Consider the following 21,844-nt stretch of genomic DNA (forward strand, 5'->3'; position numbering starts at 1 on the left):
GTTTGCAGTGAGACAGACATTCTGTCTACGCCTAGGATGCCATTTCCTTTGATACAAACAGAAGGGACGCAAGCGATGACGACGGCGACCATGCCCCGTACGGACTACCGGGTGTTGAGTGCGATCAGTGCCACTCACCTGCTCAATGACATGATTCAATCGCTGATTGTGGCGATCTATCCGCTGATCAAGGGGACATACAATCTAAGCTTCGCGCAGATTGGCCTGATCACATTGGTGTTCCAGCTAACCGCATCGCTGCTGCAGCCTGTGGTGGGCTATATCACCGACAAGCAGCCGCGCCCGTATTCGCTACCGGTGGGCATGGGCTTCACGCTGGTGGGACTGGTGCTGCTGTCCGTAGCCAATACCTTTCCGCTGATCTTGCTGGCGGCGGCGCTGGTGGGGACTGGCTCGTCGATTTTTCATCCGGAATCGTCACGAGTGGCGCGCATGGCATCGGGCGGGCAGCATGGACTGGCGCAATCGCTGTTTCAAGTGGGCGGCAATGCCGGAAGTGCCATTGGCCCACTGCTGGCTGCGATGTTTATCATGCCGCGTGGTCAGCACAGCATTCTGTGGTTTTCGCTGGCGGCGCTGGTGGGCATGGCCATGCTGGTAAAAATCAGTAGCTGGTATGCGCATCATCGGACAGGTGCGCGCGGCAAGGCGGCCAATGCGGCGGGGATGACCTTGCCGAAGTCGCAGGTTGTACGGGCGATCGGATTGTTGCTGGTGCTGATTTTTTCAAAGTATTTCTATGTGGCCAGTATCAGCAGCTATCTGACCTTTTACTTGATGCACCGTTTCGGTATCGATGCACGCGATGCGCAGATGCACCTGTTTATTTTTATGGCAGCCGTGGCCGTGGGGACCGTCGCAGGCGGGCCCATTGGTGACCGCATTGGCCGACGCTATGTGATCTGGTTTTCCATTCTGGGCGTGGCGCCGTTTACGCTGTTGCTGCCCTATGTCAGCCTGATGTGGACCACCGTATTGCTGGTGCTGATCGGGGTGATTCTGTCCTCGGCATTTGGTGCGATTCTGGTATATGCCCAGGAGCTGATTCCCGGCAAAGTCGGCACGGTATCCGGCCTGTTCTTTGGCTTTGCATTCGGGATGGGCGGGCTCGGCGCGGCCGTGCTGGGTAAATGTGCCGATGTCTGGGGGATTGATGCAGTGTATGCCGTATGCGCCTTCCTGCCCTTGATTGGCATATGCGCAGCATGGTTGCCCAATTTGCACACCAAGCGTGCTGCGTGATTTCAGGAGGACGTTTCGTGTCTGCAACACAAACAAAACATAAAGCTTTTGAAGCGCTGAGTATTCCGGGCTTTCCCGCCTTCGTGGCCACCTTTGTGCTGACCATGATGGCGGATAACGTCGAACACGTGATCAGCTACTGGGTGGCCTATCAGACCTTTCATTCGGCCTCGCTGGGCGGCTTTGCCGTGGTGTCGCACTGGGTGCCGTTTCTGTTGCTGTCGGTGGGCGTGGGTGCCCTGAACGACCGCTTCGATTCGCGCCGATTGATTCAACTGGGTGGCACCTGCTTTGCACTGGCGTCGCTGGGCTGGGGCGTGTGTTTTCTGACGAATACGCTGACCATGCCCATTGCCATGGCGCTGCTGGTGCTGCATGGATTTGCCGGGGTGTTCTGGATGGTGTCGAGTCAGGTGCTGCTGTACGACATTGTCGGGCCGGAGAAACTGGCCAGTGCGGTACGCCTCAATGCCACTGCACGTTACTTTGGCGTACTGGTGGGGCCGGGTGTCGGTAGTCTGATCATGTATGTGTTCGGGCCGGCCAAGGGCATCATCTTTAATGCGATGCTGTATCTGCCCCTGCTGATCTGGATGATACGCGCGCCGCATCATCATCGTGTCAAACGGCTGGAGCAATCTGCTGCACGGCGCATGAACGGGCTGGCGGACATCTGGCAAACCATCGTGGCGGTGCGCACCATTCCCCATCTGGGGATGATGATTCTGCTCTCGGGCGCGGCATCGTTCTTTATCGGCAACAGCTATCAGGCGCAGATGCCGGGCTTTGCCACCGATCTGGGCAATATCGAACCCGGCCTGATGTATTCGCTGCTGCTGGCGGCGGATGCGGCAGGCGCACTGGTGGCGGGCATCTGTCTGGAAGCGGGCGTCAAATTCACTCGGATCACGCCGGTGTCGGCCCTGAGTTTTGCACTGGCCTGGGCGCTGGCGCTGGCCGGATTTGCCCTGTCATCGCATTATTTGCTGGCGCTGCTGTGTCTGTTTGCGGCCGGATTTTTCGAGCTGTCGTTCAGCAGTATCAATCAGACCATCGTACAGATGAATGCGCCGGATGCGATCCGTGGCAAGGTGATGGGACTCTTCAGCATGGCGTCGGCGGGATTGCGTCTGTTTAGCGGGATTTTTGTGGGGCTGGTTGGCGCGAAAGTAGGCATTCACTTTTCGCTGTCGGCGGCGGCGCTGGTGTTTTTCCTGGCAGCAGGGACGATGCTGTTTCTGAAGCGCCGGGCGCAGATTCTGGTAGCGGCATAAAAAGGGGGGGGTGAGCCCCCTTCTTATTTAAGCAGATGCGGGTGCATCTTCCACACTGCCTACGCGTGTCATGGGGGTGAATAACATACCGGTGATCGCGATGATCATCAGGATGATGCCGCTGCCGGTAAACAATTCCGTGGGGGTGAGTACGTGCAGTGCAGCACCCGCCAGAGACGAGGCCAGCGGGGCCACACCCATCAGGATAAACATGAAGATACTCATGGCGCGACCCATCATCTGCGGCGGGACACGGCGCTGCATCCAGGTAAACACCGCCACTTGTACGAAGCCGGCCAGCACGCCTAATGGCGCGAGCAGCATCATGCCCTGAGCGGTTGTGGCGATATGCCCGAACGGGATGAACGCCAGGCCCGCAATCGCATCAATCGCCAGAATCGTCGCCCCCAGCGTGCGCAGACGCAGATTCGGTTTGATACCGGACATGACCATGCCCAGCAGCGTACCCGCCCCGTGAGCGGTGAGCAGCCAGCCAAGCGAGGCTGCGCCGTGGTCGAGACGGGTATTGGCCATCACGGGTAAGGCCACCTGAATCGGCCCGCCCACGAAGAACGAGACGATTGCAAAGTACAGGCAGAGCGTGCGCAATTCGGTGTCTTGCCAGAACATGCGCAGACCGTCGCCAATCGATCGCCAGACTGATATCGTCGGCGCATGATCAGCAGCGCGGTCGATGACGACATGCGACAGTGTCCAGGCCGAATAACCGTAGCAGCAGGCATCAATCGCAAAGGCGATGCCGATGCCGAACAAGCCGGTCTGTCCGTGGACGACATCATTGCCGAATACCGCAATCAGCCCTCCGGCCATGGCGGGGCCAAGCAAGAGGGACATCTGGCGCAGCCCCATCAGGATGCCGTTGGCGGGTTGCAGCAGATCAGCCGGCATGCACAGAGGCATGAGGGACGACCCTGCCGGGTAGCTAAAGGCGGTTGCAAGGCCAATCAGCAGCGCCAGCACGTAAATCAAATGCAGCGTAATACTGCCGCTGATCACCAGCACGGCCAGTACGCCGATCAGGCTCATATTGATCAGTTTGGTGGCGAGGAAAATGTGCTTGGGTGAATAGCGATCCACCACCGCCCCACCGAGCAGGATAAATACCGCCCGCGGCAGGCTGATGAGCGACAGCACCAATCCCAGAATCAGCGGATCGCCGGTGAGTTTTAGGACGAGCCAGGGCAAAGCCATCTGGGTGAACTGATCGCCCAGCATCGAGGGAATGCCACCTGCGACCAGCCAGCGGAAATTGCGATTGCCAAATGGCGAGGGCGGTCGGGTGGGCGGTGAAGTTGTATGCATGATGTTCTCCTGAATTTATCGTTATTGAATGGTGCTGCCTGACGTCACGTGAGGGTCAAGCGTGTCCTGCAAGCTGGCCGAGAATCTGCAGCACCGTATCGAATTGGCGGCTGGAGATGTGGGTGGTGAGATCGTTGCAGATGGATTCGGCGGTGGCACGGGCATCCTGCGCAAGCGTCTGACCAGCAGGAGTGAGGACGGCATACCCTACACGGGCGTCGCGCGGATCGGATTCGCGTCCCACCACACCGATTTTTTCCAGCGGCAGCAACAGGCGGGTGACGCCAGAGGCCGTCAGACCCAGTTTGTCGGCCAGTTCGCTGCGGCGAAGTTTGTGTTCCGGCGTTTCACTGAGGTAGTGAACCACCATGAAGTCGGTGAAACTCAAGCCGTGGATGGAGGATAAACGCGCATCCAGACGGCGGACGACTGCCGCATGAGCGCGTGCAAGCTTGAGTACAAATTGAAGAGTATGATCTTGTTCCATTATCGAAATTTCCTTGATTATTATTTGAGTAATGCTTGAGTAGTCAAATAATAATCAAGTAAAAAGGCGGTTGTCAACCGCCTTCATCAGGTGAGTGGGGTTATCCCCAAATCGCATCCACATCTACATAGGCCTTGAAGGTCACCGGATCAATGGTTTCCTTGGCACCGAATTCAGCTAGCTGCGTGTCGCGCAATACTCCACCGGGAATCGGGTTGCCCTGTGGATCAATGAGTGCCATCACAACCGGATGATTCGGCGAGGTGCCATTGCGAACCACCACACCGCGTTCGCCATTGGCTAGCCGGATTTGCAGGCCAGGCGGGAAAATGCCTACTGCATGGATGAATTTTGGTGCAAGCGTGCCATCGAATTTCTTCCCGCGTTCGTTGAGGATGTCACGCAATGCAACGGTGGGTGGCACGGCACTGCGATATTCCCGGAAGATCAGGCGCGCTGTGTAGATATCGGCCAGCCGGATGAGCTGCGCTTCCATCGAAATGGCGTTTCCGTTCAAATGGCCTGGATAACCACTTCCATCCAGTACTTCGTGATGCTGTAGCACGGCCGTGAGCCAGATGTCGTCGCGTAGTCCCACATCAAAGAGCCGTTTGTGCGCGACCACCGGATGCTGATGCAGCGCCTCTAGCTGTTCCTCGCTGGGCTTTTCCAGCTGGGATTTGAGCTGTTGCTGGAACATCGTGGTGCCAAGGTTCATGGTGAGCGCAGCGCACACTGCGGACATTTCGTAGTGCGGCTGGAATTTGAGCGTGCGTGCTACCAATCGCACAATGACCGCCGTATCCAGCATATGACGGATGGCATAATGCCCATCCTGATTCAGGCTAATAATGGCCTGAGCCAGCTCCGGCTTTTCTGTACACAGTTTGTCGATCTGCCGAGCGATTTCCTGAATCTGCCAGACAAACTGTCCGGATGCCATGACGCGATCCAGATCTTCGTATAGCAACTCCATGCGTTTGCGCAGATCAAGCCAGGGCGTTGAAACTGGCGCAGCAAACACTTCGGCTTGCTCAGCTTCATACTGTGCGAGACGAGAGGCTTTCAGCGCATTTGCATCTGCAAACACACCGACGGAAATAAGCCGATCTACCTGGTTCTCTGTGGCGACGACATACCCTTTGCTGAGCAGGAGGGTGCCTTTTTCGTCGTACACATCCCATGGTAGCGGCTTGCCGATATCAATATCGGAATGGCGAACCCGGATATGGTTCATCTTGATCTCCCGCGATGGTGATCAGATGGTGGCTTTGATGACGAAAATGGCGGTGTCCGGACGTTCCGGGTCGTCAATCATCCTGTATTCAATGGGGCCTTGTGCATCACGCGCAATGGTAATCAGTCCAAGCCCAGCGCCTTTGCTATCGGCTGGCGCTTCTTCGCGTATTACTTTGGCGTAATACTCTTTGATTTCGGCGTGCGTCATCAGGCGAAGTTTTTCGAGCTTGGCTTTGATATTGTCTCGCTGGCTGGCACTGACTCGATTGGCGCATTCGATCTGGTAGTGGCCGCCTGTGAGGATCACGCAAATGCTGCCCCAGCGTAGCTGATGATCGTTTTGATCACTTGGCGTGAGTGAATCCATGGCGTAGTGAATGACGTTCTGCGTCATTTCCACCAGCGAAGAGAGTAGTCGCCGTCGAGTTGTGCCGGTGAGCCCTTCCAGATCGAGCTTAACCTTGAAGCCTTCGACCATGGCGGTGAGCAAGGGCTGCGAAATATAGCCGCTGTAGAAAAAGCTGACGTTTCCACCGGCGAATAACTCGCCATATTCACCAATCAGATCATCGATCATGGGACTTCTCCCGTGTGCAGCCACCAAACTGGCGGCAAGTTCAAATCAATTCCGAATCCGGGGCCCAGACTTCAGTGCGACTCAACTGGTTTGTCGACAAAAGTCAGATCGGGGTAATCCTCGTGGATTTCCTGACCAAAGTCGTAAAGCGTGTCGTCTTCTTCTTCGTGGTACCAGTAAAGCGTCACACGATTGCCGGCTTTGACTGCATGGCTGAAGGTTTCCAGCATGGAAAACAGCAGCTTGGTGCTAGAACTGTTGCAGTACGCCAGCGCCATATTGAGTGTGATGTCGGTATCGTTGCAGTGCTTCAGGTATTCCCTGACGGCATTGAGTACATTGCCGTAAAACGACACTGCGTTTTCAGGATAAGACTCACCTTTCATGGTGAGGGTGTGATCGCTGAACCGGAAATCGATCTCCGGTGTGCTGGCAGTGGCGGCGATAAAGAGGTTGTCCATGGTGTCGTCCTCGTCAGGGCCTGAAGCATAGAAAGGTTAAGTCGTCACGTCTGGGCTGATCGGACTGCCACAGACTGTAGGCATTCAGTACGGCCATGCTGATCACATCGGTGCGATCGTGGCGTTGGGCCAGTACGGTTTCGCGAATCCGGCGTTTACCGAAGGCGATTTGTTTGGGGCCGCCGATCTGGTCCATTAGACCATCGGTGGTGATGAACATCAGGGTGTTGGGCGGCACCGGAATTTCATGTGCCGACCATCGGTAATCCATTGGCGTATCGACGTAGCCGACCCCTGTCCGTTCGCCTTCGAATACCGTGAAATCATCGGCATCGGGATACAGCACAAACAGCGGTGTTTTAGCGGATGCATAGGTAAGCGTCCGCTTGGCCGGGTTGAACCAGAACAGCGCGCCATCGAGGCCATCGTCGGACAGGCCAAATCCTGATTTCGGGCCAATCTGACCCAGAAGCGACTTGATGCCGCGGTTCATGCCGGACATGACCAGATCGGGCTGGCGTGGATCATGATGTTCGATCGCCTGCCCCAGTTGTGATGAGGCAATCAGTGTCATGAAAGCGCCGGGGACGCCATGTCCAGTACAGTCAGCAATCGCGCCGAACCAGCCATCTTCATGTGTGCTGAAGTGATAGAAATCCCCCCCGACTACATCGCGCGGTTCCCAGATCAGCTCGCTGTCTGATACCGAATTGCGCAGGTTTTCCAGTGCCACGCGCATGATGGCCTGCTGGATCAGGGAAGCGTATTCGATTGAGTGACGGATCTGGCGGTTTTTCTCGGCTTGCAGATTGGCAATCAGGCGCATCAGCGCGAGGCTTGATCCAACGCCTAGATAGCGATCATCGCGTGTCACGATGAAGCCGCCGATCAGGGTCTGTTCGCCATGTTCCACCACTCGGAATGACAGGGCTTCGATGTTTAGCTTTTCATCCACAATCAATGGATTGCAATCCATGAAGGAGATACAGCTCTGCGGACCGAATTCCGTTTGGTCTTCCGGCGTCGCCATACCGGACATAAACACATTCCGGCCGATGAGTCCGATAGGCTTGCCATTGTCCGTCACCGGCAGGCTGGGTAGATCCATGTCACGGGCAAAGATCGCCAGTACAGCGTAGTTGCTGGTTTCCGGGCCGACAGCCTCCACGCGCGTCATGATCCCGGCGGCATGAGTCAGCCGATGCGGGGTCTTGCGGATGAATTGTTCGATAAGGCCGGAATCCATGGAGTGACTGCCAGATGCCTGTGCAAATGTAGGATGAACACTCCGGTATAGCCGAGCTTGTGAAGCTTGTCAGGGTCGAACAAACGAACGGCAGGGTGTTTCATAAAAAAGGCCAGACACGCAGTCTGGCCTCTATAAAAAACAAAGTGTTACGGATTGACCTTGCTCATCGCGTCGGTGAGCGTGCCTGCGGTGTCATCCCCGTCGATTGACCAGCTGAAGATGCCGATCATGCCCTTGCTCTTCAGATAGTTAATCTTGTTCTGGATATCTGCCGGTGTGTCGTAGCTCCAGAAGGTGGTGCCATCGAAAGCCCAGGATTGTTGCGCAGTGCTGTTGAAGAAGGTCTTGCCACCATTGAAGGTCTTCAGAACCTTGTAGTTGTTGATGCCAGATTCGACCGAACCGGATGCGCCACCTTTAGCCTTCTGGTACAGACCATTATTGGCATTGGTGACACCTGTCCAGCCGCGACCATAGAACGGAACGCCCAGGCTGATCTTGTTTGCCGGGAAGCCCGCTGTGGTGATGGCTGTCACACCGCCATTGATGTTGTAGGTAGCCAGCAGACCCGGTTTGCCGGTTTTCGGATCCAGATAATCCGGCGCCAGCGGATCAACATACAGATTCGACTGGAAGTTGGTCGGACCGGTGGCATCCCATGCGCCATGGAAGTCATAGGTCATCAGGTTGATCCAGTCCATGTACTGCGCGTATTGCGATGGCTCGGTTTGAGCGATCTTGTCGGAACCCGCACCCACCGCTGCAGTCAGGACAAAACGCTTGCCTTGTGCTTTGCCTGCTGCATCCAGCTGGGTACGGAATTCCTGCATCAGCAGTGTGAAGTTGTGCTTGTCATTTACGGCATCAAAGGTGTTGTAACCAATGGCCTGCATGCCCGGGTATTCCCAGTCGATGTCGATCCCGTCGAAGAGGCCCTTCAGCACACCCTTACCTCCGGTATTCGAGCCAGTATCCACCGGATAATTGCCATTGATGTAGATATCCACACAGGACGAGACGAGCGCCTTGCGTCCGGCATCAGTGGCGGCAGCCGCCGAGAAATACTTCGACCACGACCAGCCACCCAGTGACATGACCACTTTCAGATTCGGGAATTTCTTCTTCAGCTTGATCAACTGACCAAAGCTGCCTTTCACCGGCGAATTCCAGGTATCTGCCACGCCATCTACGGATAGGGATGCGTCAAAGGACTTCTGGATGTCGGCAAACGCGTCGCCGCCGGTACCGTTGGCCGGGTTATTCACATCGAATGTGCCGTTGGTGGCAGGTTCGGTGCGGGTAATTTGACCTTGGCATTTGTAAGTGCCATCCGCCTGCTTGTAGATATTGTTGAACGCGTAATTCAGATAGGTGAGTTTGCCCGCCAGCGCAGGCGTGGCCATGTTCTTGATGTAGTAAGCCTGTGAATAAATACCCCATTGCGGGAAATAGGAACCCACAATGCGTGGTCCTGGCGTGGGTGTTGGTGTTGGTGTTGGTGTTGGTGTTGGTGTCGGTGTCGGTGTCGCCGAGCACGCGCCATTGTTTACCCAGGGTTGGCCACTCCCCGCTGCGCCACTGTGGGTTGCGGGCTCATCCCCTTTCGTCCACCAGGCCGCTGAGTAGTTGACCCCGTTTTCACTGACTTTTGCGCCGCCATTGTAGGCAGTGTCGCTTGACCATGCAGGATTGCAATCGGCTGCGCTGGCCTGCATGGCTGCACCTGCAATCAATGATGCGGTAATCAATCGGGTGGCGGTACGAAGCGTGGCTTCGTTTCGGGTGCGTTCAATCATGTGATGCTTTTTCATTGTCAAACCTCCGTATGCATGCTTGTTGCGAGCGAGGGGCTGCCGGGTTCTTGCAAAGGCTGTTCACGCCGACTTCACAACCTGTAAGTGGTATTAATGTTGTGAGTAAGTTCTGGATAGATCAAACTAACTATGGCCATGTATATGGCCGGAATGTAGTTATGTTTCAGAACAGCTTTGTCAAATATTACGAGTGATTTCATACGGTTGCAGGGAATTGATCGTATACGGATGTACAATTTGTAAAAATGCAACGAATGGCGTGCCGTAAAGCCTCAGTTGTAGTGGTCTATTTATTTAATACCATTGAATTGCCAGTTTGATTGTTTTATACAGAGTCACCGGAAGCATATCTGGCGATCAAGAGACAACAGGCAATGCCATTGGAGACACCATGAAGCACACAAGCAGACATTTACTGGCCGCAATGACGGGTCTGACATTGATGGGTATGGGGGGAGCTGTTCAGGCGGCGACCGCCGGCGCACCCGCTACGCCCACCATCCAGATCCAGAACTACAACAGCACCACCACCAATAATTTCACTATTGCGTGGAATATCTGGTACGGCACCAACGCCACCTCGTGGACGCTGTACCAGAACGGCGCAGCGGTACAGAACGGTACGCTGACCGCCAATGGCACCAGTGCACAATCTGTCACCATGAACCTCAATAACATCCCGCTCGGGGTGTATACGTATTACGTGCAGGTGTGTAATGCGGCGGGGTGTACCAATAGTGCGCCGGGCACCACGACGGTGGGCAATGCCTCGCTTATCATGTCGCAATGGGATAATCCGGGTCAGGTTTTGCAGCAGACGGTGGCGCAGGGCAATACCTCGGTAGCCTTATCCACAGCCGGACAAGCCGGTCTGACCTATACCGTCGCTTCCAATAATCCATCTGTCGCAACGGCCAGCATCTCGGGCACGACGCTGACGGTGACCGGCAAGGCGCCCGGACGCGCCGGATTGCGCATTACCGATTCAAAGGGCAATAACCGCTGGCTGGGGATTCGCGTCAAGAATGCCGACGGCACCCTGCCCGGCCTGCCCAATTACGTGTCGATTGGCACCGTGGGCGACGATACAGCGGGCGCCCTGTCGACCTTGCAGACCTTCGGCAGCAGCACCAAAAATACCCGCGCCGATTACCGCTACATCTACCTGAACGGCGGCGCCTCGGTAGCTGGCAATACTAGCTGGTGTACCTGGACCACTGTGCCCTGTTTCCGCGAGATTAGCTATATCCGCGAATCGCGCAAGCTGGGAATGATTCCGGTATTCGTGTTCTACAACATCCCGGCGATGAGCGAAAACTACGCGGTGGATCTGGCCAATATCCAGAGCACGACGTATATGCAGGCCTATTTCAAGGACTGGCTGAATGTGCTCAATATCGCCAATGCCGAATCGCCGGATGATCCGGTGGGCTATGTGATCGAGCCGGATTTTCTGGGCTATATGATGCAGCAGTCCGGCAAGCAGCCGAACCAGATTGCGGCACAAGTCAGCGCAGCCTATTCGTCCGGGGTCCTCGGCACCAGCGATCCGCAATTCCCCAATACGGTGGAGGGGTTGGTAAAGGCGGTGAACTACATCATCAGCAAATACAGCAAGAATGCCTGGTATGGCTGGCAGATCAATCTGTGGGCTGATGCCAATTCCGGCGCATCCTCGCAGGGCCTGATGCATATTACCGATGCAAATGAAAAAGGCTGGAGCGCCGGTCGTCCATTTGTAGCTGCCAGTGCCCAGCGTGTTGCGTCGTATTACAACGCGGCAGGCATCACCAGCTATGGCGCCAGCTTTATCTCCTTTGATAAATATGGCTACGACGCTGGCGCATCCGGCAATGGCAAATGGATGTTCAATGGCGATCACTGGAACAACTATCTGTACTACGTGAGCACACTGAACAGCGTGCTGCAGAAACCCGTAGTGCTGTGGCAATTGCCGGTAGGCCATGTGAACGGCAGCGCGGGCACCAACCCGTACACCAACGCCGCATGGGCCACGCTGTCCAATGCCAGCAGCCGCAACTACGAAGATACCTCGCCGGTGTATTTCTTTGGCGATACCTTCTCTGCCGCCAAGAGCGCCTTTATCGCCAGCTACTACGGCAGCAACGTCGCCGGTGACGCCAAGATCAGCACATCTGGCGGCAATGTGGTGTGGGGCAGCCACATGCTGGAAGCCAAAAACGCCGGCATCCGCGCCATCATGTTCGGCGCGGGCATTGGCGATTCCACTGACAACATCGGCCTGAATAATCAGGCGCTGACGGATGATCACTGGTGGTTTGTGAAGGCCGCGCAGTACTACTTGAATGGGGCGCAGCCGTTGAATTGATGCATGTAATCTGCGTGATGAAGCCGTCTCCGATAGGGGCGGCTTTTTTGTTGGTATAGTGATCGAAAATTAATTTGGAGGATCAATGGAATTGCATGAACTGCTGGAACAGGTCGAAGATGCCGATTCATTCATGCACTTTGTTCGCGTGCTTTACTGTGATTTTCAGACCAACCCTCAGACGTGGGAAAACAAGACGCTAGACCAATTTTTTGATGGGTCGATTGCTTGGGCGGAGGCTACACATGTGGGCGCTTCGCAAGGTCTGGCGGATGCATCGGTGTGGAAGCGAATGGCGACATTTCTGTATTGCGGAAAAATCTATGAGTAAGCATGTGACATTGCAACTCATTCTGAAAATGGCACTGCTGTTCTTGGCCTCATGGCTTCTAGCCATTTTTCTGAATGCAGAGGGCAGTGTCTGGCGTGTGATTCATGCGATGCCGGATGCGCCTTTTACCTTCATTGCACATGGTTGGGCATGGGTGCTGGATATGTTTGTGACATCTGAAGTGGATCGGCAGGAAGCGCTGGTTGATGTGCTGGTGGTTTGGACGGTTGAGATTGCAGTGGTTTGCGTAGTCTGGATGATTGTGACGCGATGGCGAGATCGTTTTGTGCCAACTGAGGTTTGAGCACACAAAATAAAACCCCCGACACATCGGGGGTTTGTCCATTCTGGTCGCGCTTGCCTGACTACTGCGCCGGCAGAATCTCTACCTGAATCCGGGTTTCGACCTCGTTGCCCGCTTCGGATTTGTACACCACCTTGATCTGGTCGCGGCCCAGTGCGCCGGGCTTGGGGGTGAAGGTGTAGGTACCATCGGCATTGAGCGTCAGGGTATGGTTGCTGCCCGGGGTGACGCGCACAAACTCGGCCTTGCCGGATAGGTTAAAGCCGCTGTTTTTCAGATCAAGCTGCCTGGTGGTATTGGCGGCCAGCCGGAAATTGTCGATGCTCGATGTGGCGGGCAGCCAGGTAGGCAGGCCCATGGCATTGACGGTGGCGATGGCGGCGGGTGTCACCTCCAGCTTCCAGCGGTTTACCATGTACTCGACCATATTGTAGCCGGACAGCTTCGACCAGCGGATCAGCCATTGATCCTTCTTGTCCTGATCTTTACGTGGAAAGGCCGGTGAATTAGCACGCGCGTCTTCTACATAGCTACTCAGTACCTTGCGATAGATATCCCAGCCAAATCCATCAGCCAGCGAGAAATAGAAGGGATACTGATCCTTCTGGTTAAACGTGGACTTGCTGCTGTCCTGTACCGCGGTGACTGCCCGTTTCAGCACCTGACCGGCATACGGTGCCCAACCATAGCCTGATCCTGCGTTCGGACTGGAAAATGGCGACATTTTGTCGGCCGCTGCTTTGGCAAAGATGTTGACGGTGACTTCGACATTGTCTTTGAAGGTAAAGCCATTGTCTTCACAGTAGCCACCCCACAGATGCGGCTGCATCTGCATTTCATGGCCCATTTCGTGGAAATAGCCCCACTCGCCTTCTTTGCGCAATACATCCAGATTTAACAGATTCCTGGAGGCCTCCACATTGTATGGCCCCTGAATCGGATAACCAGAGTGAAGATAACCCATACTGATCTGGACATCGAAATTGATGCGATCTGGTCCGGTGCGGTAAGCCTCGGTGCCGCCTACCCAGTCTTGAAACGCTACATAATCATCCCAGTATTTTGCCAGTGCTTCCGGATCGGCTAGCAGGCGGATCATGGATGAGGGAACAGAAAGCGCCACATGGTCAGTGACAAACTCGGCATACGGGGCTGGATTCTGGCGGATCTTGTTTACCCAGTCGGCATTGCTGGTTTTGCCCAGTACGAAGTATGGCGCTTCGATGGCGCCGCTGATCACAATCGGCACGTCACCCAATTTACGCATGGTTTTCGAGTCCGCACCATCTAGCGTATCGATGTAGATCGCACCGCCGTAGGGTGTGGCGACCCGGGTAGTCGCCTGGGTAATCGCAAAGCTGCGCTGGATGCCATAAGGCATTCGTAACCATTCGCGATTGTCGCGAATATCATCAACGTGGCCGCTTAAACGGATGTAATAGCCCTGATTGACGAGCTGGGGCGGGACGGTGATCTCGACCACGTCGCCCGGTGCTGCATACATGCCGGTAGCAAGCATGCCCGACCAGTTGCCGTTGATGTTAACGGTTTTGCCCTTGAGTCTGGGGGCATCCTTGGGGATGACGCCATAACTCGATTCTGCCGTGCGATGCGGGCGGATAGCGTCAACTGCAAGCGAATTGAGGCTTGTCACCTCGCTGAGCAGTAAGTATTTGGTGTTCGCATCCGTGATCGGGTTGCTGATCGAAGGGGATGCCTGGGTAGGGGCTGATGAGTCCCCCGATGATCCGCCGCAGGCGCCTAGTAGGAGCGTGGCTTGCAGGCAGGCTAGTGTCATTAGGGTGGGGAGGGTTCTGTTTGGGATGTTCATGTGATGAAAAGTTATTTGTTTATTCGATTTATGATTATGCCGAAGTGGTATGCACAGCTGTTCAAGACCTGTGAAATTTGTTAAGAATTTGTAAAAAAGATACGTGCTGATCCGAGTCTAATACGCGGACTAGGCAAAGCTGACAGCGGACACGCATGAAAAAACCCCCGATTCCTCGGGGGTTTGTCATTTCAGACCTAGACAGCCTTACACATGTGCCACCGGCTTTTCAGTTGCTGCAGCCGGGCTCTGGTATGACTTGAGTGCATCATCCCACTTCGGCTTGACCTTGGCGTAGGTTTCCAGCTTGATATGGCCGTAACCACGGATGCCGTGGGTGAGTGCGACGACATTGGCGGCTTCTTGCAGCTTGTCTGCCTTCAGCCCTTGCAGCAGGGTGTCAACGCACTGTTCGAGTTCACCGATCAGGCGGCGTTCCACCTTGCGGTCTTCGGAGTGGGCGAACACATCCAGCGCGGTGCCACGCAGACCCTTCATCTTGGCCAGTACCTTGAAGCCGGACATCAGCCATGGGCCGAACTTGAACTTGCGTGCCTGGCCTTGCTTGGCCAGCCATTGCAGCCAGGTCGGGCCGATGTGGAAGTTGAGCTTGAAGTCGCCGTCAAACTGCTCGGCGATGGACTTCTGGAATTCGCCGTCGGTGTACAGACGCGCGACTTCGTATTCGTCCTTATAGGCCAGCACCTTGTAATAGGCGCGGGCCACTTCCCAGCTCAGCAATTCCGATTCCGGCGACACGCGGCGCTCGGCAGCGCGGACGTGCTCGATCAGATCCGAGTACTTTTTGGCGTAGGCTGCATCCTGATACTGCACCAGATCGGCCACGCGGCGGGCAACGAATTCGTCCAGTGTCTGGTTGGCCAGCTTGATGGCTTCGCTGACCTTCGGGAAGGCCACTTTTTCCACCATGCTGCGATCAACTACGGCATGACGACCCCATACGAAGGCCTGCTTGTTCATGTCGATGGCGGCACCGTTGAGTTCGATGGCACGCATGATCGAAGCCTCGGAGACCGGGATCAGACCGCGCTGGAAGGCGACACCCAGCATGAACATATTGGTGGCAATCGAGTCGCCCAAGAGTGCTGTGGCGATCTGGGTGGCATCGACCAGATCCAGATTGTCGCCTACGCAGTCGCGCACGGTTTCGATCATCGAAGGCGCCGGGAACTTCATGTCCGGCTGCTTGGTGATGTCGCCCGTTGCGGCTTGATAGCTATTGAGCACCGCATGGCTGAAGCCACGGCGCAGCTTGGCTACCACGTCATAGGTCACGCTCACCACCATGTCGCAACCGAGCAGCACGTTCGCGTCACCGGCGGCAATCCGCACGGCATGCAGCTGTTGCTGGGTTTGCGCAAAGCGGATGTGCGTGGTCACGGCCCCACCCTTTTGTGCCAGACCGGTCTGGTCGAGGATGGTGGCGCCGATGTTGTCGATGCGCGCAGCCATACCGAGCACGCCGCCAATGGTCACCACGCCGGTACCGCCCACGCCTGTCACCAGTACGCTCCACGGTTCGTTCAGCGCCGGCAGGCTCGGGGCAGGCAGGCTGGGCAGCGAGGCAAAGGCATCCTTGCCCTGCTTGGAACGCTTGATCTTCACATCGCCTTCGAGCATCACAAAGCTCGGGCAGAAGCCGTTCACACAGGAGAAGTCCTTGTTACAGGAGCTTTGATCAATCTTGCGCTTGCGGCCGTATTCGGTTTCCTGCGGAATCACCGACAGACAGTTCGACTTGCGGCTGCAATCGCCACAGCCTTCACACACGCGCTCATTGATCACCACACGGCGGGGCGGATCAATCATCTTGCCGCGCTTGCGACGACGGCGCTTTTCAGCGGCACAGGTCTGGTCGTGGATCAGCACGGTCACGCCCGGAATCTCGCGCAGTTCCTTCTGGATGCGGTCGAGTTCGGAACGATGGTGAATGGTGATACCGGCAGCCAAGCCGGTTACGCCTTCGTATTTTTCCGGCTCGTCGGACGTGATGATGATCTTGTTCACGCCTTCGGCTTCAAGCTGGCGGGTGAGCATCGGCACAGTCAGCGTGCCATCGACGTTCTGGCCGCCAGTCATGGCAACCGCGTCGTTGTAGAGAATCTTGTAGGTCAGATTCAGCTTGGCGGCCACAGCCTGACGGATCGCCAGAATACCGGAGTGGAAATACGTACCGTCACCCAGATTCACAAACATGTGCTTGGTGTTGGTAAACGGCTGGATGCCGGCCCAGGTGACGCCCTCGCCACCCATCTGGCTGAACATCTTGGTACCCGGTGTGACCCACATGGCCATGTAGTGGCAGCCAATACCAGCCAGCGCCAAGGAACCATCCGGCAGCTTGGTGGAGGTATTGTGCGGGCAGCCCGAACAGAAGTACGGCTGACGCAGAATATGCTCGCGCGGCTTGGCCAGCTGCTGCTCTTTCTCGGTCAGGAACTTCAGGCGCTGTTCGATCACTTCGCTGGTATAGAAACGGGCAATCCGCGAGGCGATCACACGAGCGATCATCGCAGGCGTCAGTTCACCGGCGGCGGGCAGCAGCCACTGGCCTTCCGGCAGGCTCCATTCGCCCTTTTCATCGAACTTGCCGATGACGCGCGGACGGACTTCTTCCTTCCAGTTGTACAGCTGTTCTTTCAGCTGGTATTCCATCACCTGGCGTTTTTCTTCTACCACCAGGATTTCGTCCAGGCCTTCGGCGAAGGCGTGGGTGGCATTCGGCTCGAGCGGCCAGGTCATGCCCACCTTGAAAATACGCAGACCGATCTCTTCGGCCAGCTTGGCATCGATGCCGAGGTTGTCCAGCGCCTGCATCACATCCAGGTAGCTCTTGCCGGAGGTCATGATCCCCAGACGCGGCTTGGGCGAATCCACCACGATGCGGTTCAGCTTGTTGGCGCGGGCATAGGCCAGTGCGGCATACAGCTTGTGATGCAGCAGACGCTCTTCCATCACCAGAGGCGGGTCCGGCCAGCGAATGTTCAGGCCGCCATCCGGCATCTTGAAATCGTCCGGGATAATTGTCTGCACTCGATCGGGATCAACATCCACAATCGCCGACGATTCGACGGTGTCGGAAATGGCTTTCAGGGTGACCCAGCAGCCGGAATAGCGGCTCAGCGCCCAGCCGTGGATACCGTAATCGAGGAATTCCTGCACGCCTGCCGGATTCAGCACCGGCACCATGAAGGCGTCAAAGGCGTGGTCGGTCTGGTGCGGCAGGGTGGACGACTTGGCTGCGTGGTCATCACCCGCAATCAGCAGCACGCCGCCCTTGGGGCTGGAACCGGCTGCATTGCCATGGCGGATCACGTCGCCGGAGCGATCGACGCCCGGGCCCTTGCCGTACCACATGGCGAACACGCCCTCATACTTCGCATCGGGGAACAGGCCAACCTGTTGCGAACCCCAGACGGCGGTCGCACCCAGATCTTCGTTCACACCCGGTGTGAAGACGATATTGCGGGGTTCGAGATACTTTTTGGCGCGGAACAGTTCCTGATCCAGTCCGCCAAGAGGCGAACCGCGATAGCCGGAAATGAAGCCAGCGGTATTGAGGCCAGCTTTTTGATCACGCTGATGCTGCAGGATAGGCAAGCGAACCAGTGCCTGTGTGCCAGTCATGAAGGCACGGCCTGATTCAAGGGTGTACTTGTCTTCCAGGGAAACGGTAATTCCCATGATGTCTCCTAGTCCTTGGGTGGTGGCCCCGGGTCTGAAACCTCGGGGCTGCTGCAGTTCCAGCTTGTGACCAGAACGCAGATGGGCCGTCTTGTGCGGCCGGGGGCGCGCGAATTCTAAGCGCTTTCTGAGGGTTTTGCCTCTAATCCTCGTTAGACAATAGTGCCAGTTGCAAATTTCCGCATGCTTACAACAGTCCGCCCATCGAAAGATTGACTAGTTTGAGTTACGCTGCTGTTTTGATTTGTCTGCTGGTGCCGATATGGAACTCGCCTTTCTTGCTGATCCGCTGTCTACCTTCAAGATTTATAAGGACTCTACCTTCGCCATGATGCGCGAGGCGGCGAGCCGGGGAATGACGCTGTATGCCTTCGAGCAGCGTGACATGCGTATCGAGGGTGGGCGCGTGCTGGCGGATGTCCGGGCGATCCAGCTGACCGGCAATGCAGATGCGTGGTTTACCGATCTTGGCCGTCAGACCCGCGATCTAAGCAGCTTCGATGCGGTGATCATGCGCAAGGACCCGCCGTTCGACAGCGAATATCTGTATGCCACCCATCTGCTGGAGCATGCCGAGCGCACCGGCGCCCGCGTATTCAACCGGCCGTCGTCGCTGCGCAGCTATAACGAAAAGCTCGCCATTTTGCGCTTTGCCCAGTTCACCACGCCGACATTGGTGAGTAGTCAGGCAAGCGATATCCGACGTTTCTTATCGGAGCATGGCGACATCATCGTCAAACCGCTGGATGGCATGGGTGGCAGCGGCATTTTCCGTCTGCGCGAGGATGATCCGAATATCGGTGCGATTCTGGAAACCCAGACCCGCCTCGGCACGGTCACCGTGATGGCACAGCGTTACCTGCCCGCGATCAAGGACGGCGACAAGCGTGTGCTGGTGATTGGTGGCAAGCCGGTGGACTGGTGTCTTGCGCGTATCCCGCAGCAAGGCGAAACGCGCGGCAATCTGGCTGCAGGCGGCACCGGCGTGGCGCGTCCGCTCTCGGTACGGGATCGTGAGATTGCTGAAACATTGGCGCCGACACTGGTGGCCGATGGCTTGCTGCTGGTCGGGCTCGATGTGATTGGCGACAACCTGACCGAAGTGAATGTCACCAGCCCCACCTGCTTCCAGGAAATTACGGCGCAGAGCGGCATCAATGTGGCGGGGCTGTTTGTGGATGCGCTGGTGGGGGCGCTCGCTTAATTAAATTGCCAGCTCAGCCGCCTGCCCAAACCGCCTTACCGCCATCTGCACCAGTTGCAGATTATCGCGGGCGCCCAGTTTGGCACGCAGGCGCTGGCGGTGGGTTTCGACGGTATTGGCGCTGATGCCGAGGGCAAGCGCCATTTTCTTTTTGCACTGCCCTTCTGCCAGCAAGGCAAAAATCTGCCGTTCGCGCGGGGTGAGGCTGTCAAAGCCGCCCGGTTCGATATGGTGGAAATACAGGCGTTCGGCCAGATGTGCCGGCACATAGCGCCGACCTGATAGCACGGCCTGTATCGCTTCCGCCAGCTGCTTCGCCGCCAGATCCTTGACCAGATAGCCGCGTGCACCCGCCGCGAGTGCTTGATCAATGAGCGCCGGATCATCATGCATCGATAGCACCAGCACTGGCAGGAGAGGCCACTGGCTGCGGATGTCTTTCAGCAGCGTCAGCCCGCTTTCCTTGCCCAGACGCATATCCAGCATCACCAGCCGGATGGGATGCTTAGCCAGCATTTCGCGTGCTTCAGCCAGTGTGCCCGCCTCCACAATCTGCCAGTCTGGCTGGCATTGCCCGACAATCCGCCCGAGTCCCAGACGGACGATGGGGTGGTCATCCACAATCAGGCAGGTTGGCGTCATGGCAGGTTCCGTTCGACTCAAAATGGGTTTCAAATAATGGCGGCGGCAGATGCTGGCACAGTTGCCGGGATGATCCGGATCTCGGTGTGTCCGGGCTGGCTGTGGATATCCAGACGCGCCTGCAGCAAACCAGCCCGACGCGCTAGGGTGCGCATGCCCATGCCGGATATGCTTTGCTGTGGATTGAATCCACCGCCATTATCGCGGATGACCAGCAGGCATTCACCGCCCAGAACCACTTCGACGCGCGTGGAGCCACCATGACGAATGGCGTTGTTGACGGCCTCCTGCGCGATGCGCAGCAGGTGCAGCGCGTCGGATTCATTGTGTGCGCCTGTGGCATCACCTTGAACCTCGACCGAGCATCCACCATGGGAAAACTGACGCGCCATGTGCTGTAACGCGGTCATCAGGCCGCCACGAGTGGCGTCGGGCTGATCCAGGCGGTGTGCACTGATGCGCACCGAGCGCACTGCCTCTCCCAGTACATCGCTCAACTCATCACAGAACGGACGCAGTGCAGGTGCGCAGCTGTGGCCGATGTGGTCGCTCAAGAGGCGCGCAGCCACCAGTAGCTGGCCGGTATTGTCATGCAGCTCGCCGCCTAAACGCTGCCGTTCGCTTTCGCCTGCTCGTGTCAGTGCCTGCATGAGCTGGACGGATTCGGCCTGCTTTTCTGCCAGCGTGCGCTTGCTGCGCTGTAGGCGCCGGGTGCGGATCTGCAGGGATTGGCCGAGCCGCGCATGTGCGCGCATCAACTGGTACACCAGTCCATTCACGATGCTGGCCAGCAACAGCAGTCCGCCCACTATCCAGACGCCCCGGCTGCCCGGTCCCGATACAAAGGGGGCGCTGGATTCGATTACGAGCGGGTATGGCCGACCATCCAGCATCGGATAGGTCAGAGTCAGGTGGGTGGACAAGACATTGTTTGCCTCGATCTGTGGTGCGAATTGACCTTTTTGCCAGAGCCACCCAGTTGTGCCCGAATGCTCCCCATCCAGCCGCAAGCCGAGCCTGCCACCCGCAGGCGGGCCATCGGGATAGGACGATATCAGGGTGCCGAGGTGAATGTGGCTGCGGGTAAAACCGACGATGCGATTGTTGATGGAGACCGGGGTAAGTAGCTCCATAATGGGTGGACTGGCCGTGTTTTGGGATGCGCTCGCGGGTCCGGCATGGACGCCGCTATCTGGTGCCAGCATCTGCACCTGCTTCAGTATGGCGAGGTCTGAGCGGCTGGTCTGGCCACTGAGCATCGGCTCGCCATTGGCCTGACACCGATACCAGTGCGCATTGAACACAATTTCCAGCCGTACGAGACTGCCGTCGTTGAGCGTCATTGCCCCGTGGCAGCCCATGCGCAATGCATCGGCCTGAGGATCGATGCGCAGGCCATCTCCTGCATCTGGCTGCACAAAATTAAGCAGGAAAAAATGACTGTTCAGCAACAGGCCCAGGCGTCTCGATAGATAGGCATTTAATCCCGTACTGGCTTTTTGCAGGCGGGCATTGGCATCTATACGCCGTTCACGCTGCATGCGTTGGGTGATCAACACACAGGCTGACAGTGAAATGCAGATGAGCACGCCCAATAGCCAGCGTTGCCGGGATGAAATGCGGATCAAGGCGATGTCCTGACGGGAAGATGGGGCGATTGTAACGAGCCAGCGATCAGCCTGTCCCGATGCGGGTCAACTTTAAGTTGACCCCTGTCGCTTTTGGAGTGATGCCGCACCGCTCGGGTGATATCTACAGTGCGGCACCATGCGCATCCATTCTGATATCCG

Annotated in this window: 17 protein-coding genes; 6 read left to right on the forward strand and 11 right to left on the reverse strand. The window is 56.8% G+C overall.

The features are described 5' to 3' along the window. Nucleotides 1-36 precede the first annotated feature (36 nt). The gene (locus KSF73_07780; GenBank protein MBV1775615.1) at nucleotides 37-1,263 is read left to right on the forward strand and encodes an MFS transporter; all 1,227 of its coding nucleotides are present in this window, start codon (nucleotides 37-39) and stop codon (nucleotides 1,261-1,263) included. Nucleotides 1,264-1,280: 17 nt separating this feature from the next. After that, entirely contained in the window at nucleotides 1,281-2,537 is a 1,257-nt protein-coding gene (locus tag KSF73_07785; protein ID MBV1775616.1) for an MFS transporter, read from the forward strand. A gap of 27 nt (nucleotides 2,538-2,564) precedes the next feature. Here the strand turns inward: KSF73_07785 and KSF73_07790 are convergent, their stop codons facing one another. The 7 genes from KSF73_07790 to KSF73_07820 form a co-directional block, all read right to left on the reverse strand. Further along, nucleotides 2,565-3,860: an MFS transporter gene (locus tag KSF73_07790; GenBank protein MBV1775617.1), complete on the reverse strand. Its 1,296-nt coding sequence runs from the start codon at nucleotides 3,858-3,860 to the stop codon at nucleotides 2,565-2,567. A gap of 55 nt (nucleotides 3,861-3,915) precedes the next feature. Beyond that, entirely contained in the window at nucleotides 3,916-4,347 is a 432-nt protein-coding gene (locus KSF73_07795) for a MarR family transcriptional regulator (protein ID MBV1775618.1), read from the reverse strand. A gap of 100 nt (nucleotides 4,348-4,447) precedes the next feature. Next, complete coding sequence (locus KSF73_07800) at nucleotides 4,448-5,584, reverse strand: HD domain-containing protein (protein ID MBV1775619.1); 1,137 nt, start codon at nucleotides 5,582-5,584, stop codon at nucleotides 4,448-4,450. A gap of 21 nt (nucleotides 5,585-5,605) precedes the next feature. Further along, a complete protein-coding gene (locus tag KSF73_07805) occupies nucleotides 5,606-6,163 on the reverse strand; it encodes a SiaB family protein kinase (protein MBV1775620.1) in 558 nt (185 codons plus the stop codon). Between the two features lie 71 nt (nucleotides 6,164-6,234). Then, nucleotides 6,235-6,624 (reverse strand): DUF1987 domain-containing protein, encoded by a 390-nt coding sequence (locus tag KSF73_07810; protein MBV1775621.1) that lies wholly within the window; start codon nucleotides 6,622-6,624, stop codon nucleotides 6,235-6,237. A gap of 13 nt (nucleotides 6,625-6,637) precedes the next feature. Next, nucleotides 6,638-7,801 carry a SpoIIE family protein phosphatase gene (locus KSF73_07815; GenBank protein ID MBV1775622.1) on the reverse strand — a complete coding sequence of 388 codons (1,164 nt, stop codon included), beginning with the start codon at nucleotides 7,799-7,801 and terminating at the stop codon, nucleotides 6,638-6,640. A gap of 218 nt (nucleotides 7,802-8,019) precedes the next feature. Further along, the gene (locus tag KSF73_07820) at nucleotides 8,020-9,333 is read right to left on the reverse strand and encodes a glycoside hydrolase family 18 protein (GenBank protein ID MBV1775623.1); all 1,314 of its coding nucleotides are present in this window, start codon (nucleotides 9,331-9,333) and stop codon (nucleotides 8,020-8,022) included. Between the two features lie 745 nt (nucleotides 9,334-10,078). Here KSF73_07820 and KSF73_07825 point away from each other — a divergent pair. The 3 genes from KSF73_07825 to KSF73_07835 all read left to right on the forward strand — a co-directional run bounded on the left by KSF73_07825 (nucleotide 10,079) and on the right by KSF73_07835 (nucleotide 12,672). Continuing rightward, nucleotides 10,079-12,037: a hypothetical protein gene (locus KSF73_07825; protein MBV1775624.1), complete on the forward strand. Its 1,959-nt coding sequence runs from the start codon at nucleotides 10,079-10,081 to the stop codon at nucleotides 12,035-12,037. 85 nt (nucleotides 12,038-12,122) lie between these two features. Beyond that, on the forward strand, nucleotides 12,123-12,368 hold the full coding sequence (locus tag KSF73_07830; protein MBV1775625.1) for a hypothetical protein: 246 nt from the start codon (nucleotides 12,123-12,125) through the stop codon (nucleotides 12,366-12,368). Beyond that, complete coding sequence (locus KSF73_07835; protein ID MBV1775626.1) at nucleotides 12,361-12,672, forward strand: hypothetical protein; 312 nt, start codon at nucleotides 12,361-12,363, stop codon at nucleotides 12,670-12,672. Before KSF73_07830 ends, KSF73_07835 begins: the two co-directional genes overlap by 8 nt. Nucleotides 12,673-12,733: 61 nt before the next feature. On the opposite strand, the gene KSF73_07840 is transcribed toward KSF73_07835, so the two are convergent. Continuing rightward, the gene (locus tag KSF73_07840) at nucleotides 12,734-14,470 is read right to left on the reverse strand and encodes a M60 family metallopeptidase (GenBank protein MBV1775627.1); all 1,737 of its coding nucleotides are present in this window, start codon (nucleotides 14,468-14,470) and stop codon (nucleotides 12,734-12,736) included. Between the two features lie 240 nt (nucleotides 14,471-14,710). Next, nucleotides 14,711-18,208, reverse strand: coding sequence for an indolepyruvate ferredoxin oxidoreductase family protein (locus tag KSF73_07845; GenBank protein MBV1775628.1), 3,498 nt, complete (start codon nucleotides 18,206-18,208; stop codon nucleotides 14,711-14,713). Between the two features lie 262 nt (nucleotides 18,209-18,470). Between KSF73_07845 and gshB the strand changes: the two genes are divergently transcribed. Continuing rightward, a complete protein-coding gene (gshB, locus tag KSF73_07850) occupies nucleotides 18,471-19,412 on the forward strand; it encodes a glutathione synthase (GenBank protein ID MBV1775629.1) in 942 nt (313 codons plus the stop codon). Here gshB and KSF73_07855 read toward each other — a convergent pair whose 3' ends face one another. Continuing rightward, on the reverse strand, nucleotides 19,413-20,054 hold the full coding sequence (locus tag KSF73_07855) for a response regulator transcription factor (GenBank protein MBV1775630.1): 642 nt from the start codon (nucleotides 20,052-20,054) through the stop codon (nucleotides 19,413-19,415). Between the two features lie 29 nt (nucleotides 20,055-20,083). Next, nucleotides 20,084-21,682 (reverse strand): hypothetical protein, encoded by a 1,599-nt coding sequence (locus tag KSF73_07860; protein ID MBV1775631.1) that lies wholly within the window; start codon nucleotides 21,680-21,682, stop codon nucleotides 20,084-20,086. Nucleotides 21,683-21,844: the final 162 nt, after the last annotated feature.

The organism is Burkholderiaceae bacterium DAT-1 (assembly GCA_019084025.1).
GTDB lineage: Bacteria > Pseudomonadota > Gammaproteobacteria > Burkholderiales > Chitinimonadaceae > DAT-1.

Bases quoted from the DNA above. Each gene is read 5' to 3' on its own strand.
- KSF73_07780 (MBV1775615.1), top strand. From the start codon at position 37: ATGCCATTTCCTTTGATACAAACAGAAGGGACGCAAGCGATGACGACG.
- KSF73_07790 (MBV1775617.1), bottom strand. From the start codon at position 3,860: ATGCATACAACTTCACCGCCCACCCGACCGCCCTCGCCATTTGGCAAT.
- KSF73_07795 (MBV1775618.1), bottom strand. From the start codon at position 4,347: ATGGAACAAGATCATACTCTTCAATTTGTACTCAAGCTTGCACGCGCT.
- KSF73_07800 (MBV1775619.1), bottom strand. From the start codon at position 5,584: ATGAACCATATCCGGGTTCGCCATTCCGATATTGATATCGGCAAGCCG.
- KSF73_07805 (MBV1775620.1), bottom strand. From the start codon at position 6,163: ATGATCGATGATCTGATTGGTGAATATGGCGAGTTATTCGCCGGTGGA.
- KSF73_07810 (MBV1775621.1), bottom strand. From the start codon at position 6,624: ATGGACAACCTCTTTATCGCCGCCACTGCCAGCACACCGGAGATCGAT.
- KSF73_07815 (MBV1775622.1), bottom strand. From the start codon at position 7,801: ATGACGCGCGTGGAGGCTGTCGGCCCGGAAACCAGCAACTACGCTGTA.
- KSF73_07825 (MBV1775624.1), top strand. From the start codon at position 10,079: ATGAAGCACACAAGCAGACATTTACTGGCCGCAATGACGGGTCTGACA.
- KSF73_07830 (MBV1775625.1), top strand. From the start codon at position 12,123: ATGGAATTGCATGAACTGCTGGAACAGGTCGAAGATGCCGATTCATTC.
- KSF73_07835 (MBV1775626.1), top strand. From the start codon at position 12,361: ATGAGTAAGCATGTGACATTGCAACTCATTCTGAAAATGGCACTGCTG.
- KSF73_07840 (MBV1775627.1), bottom strand. From the start codon at position 14,470: ATGACACTAGCCTGCCTGCAAGCCACGCTCCTACTAGGCGCCTGCGGC.
- KSF73_07845 (MBV1775628.1), bottom strand. From the start codon at position 18,208: ATGGGAATTACCGTTTCCCTGGAAGACAAGTACACCCTTGAATCAGGC.
- gshB (MBV1775629.1), top strand. From the start codon at position 18,471: ATGGAACTCGCCTTTCTTGCTGATCCGCTGTCTACCTTCAAGATTTAT.
- KSF73_07855 (MBV1775630.1), bottom strand. From the start codon at position 20,054: ATGACGCCAACCTGCCTGATTGTGGATGACCACCCCATCGTCCGTCTG.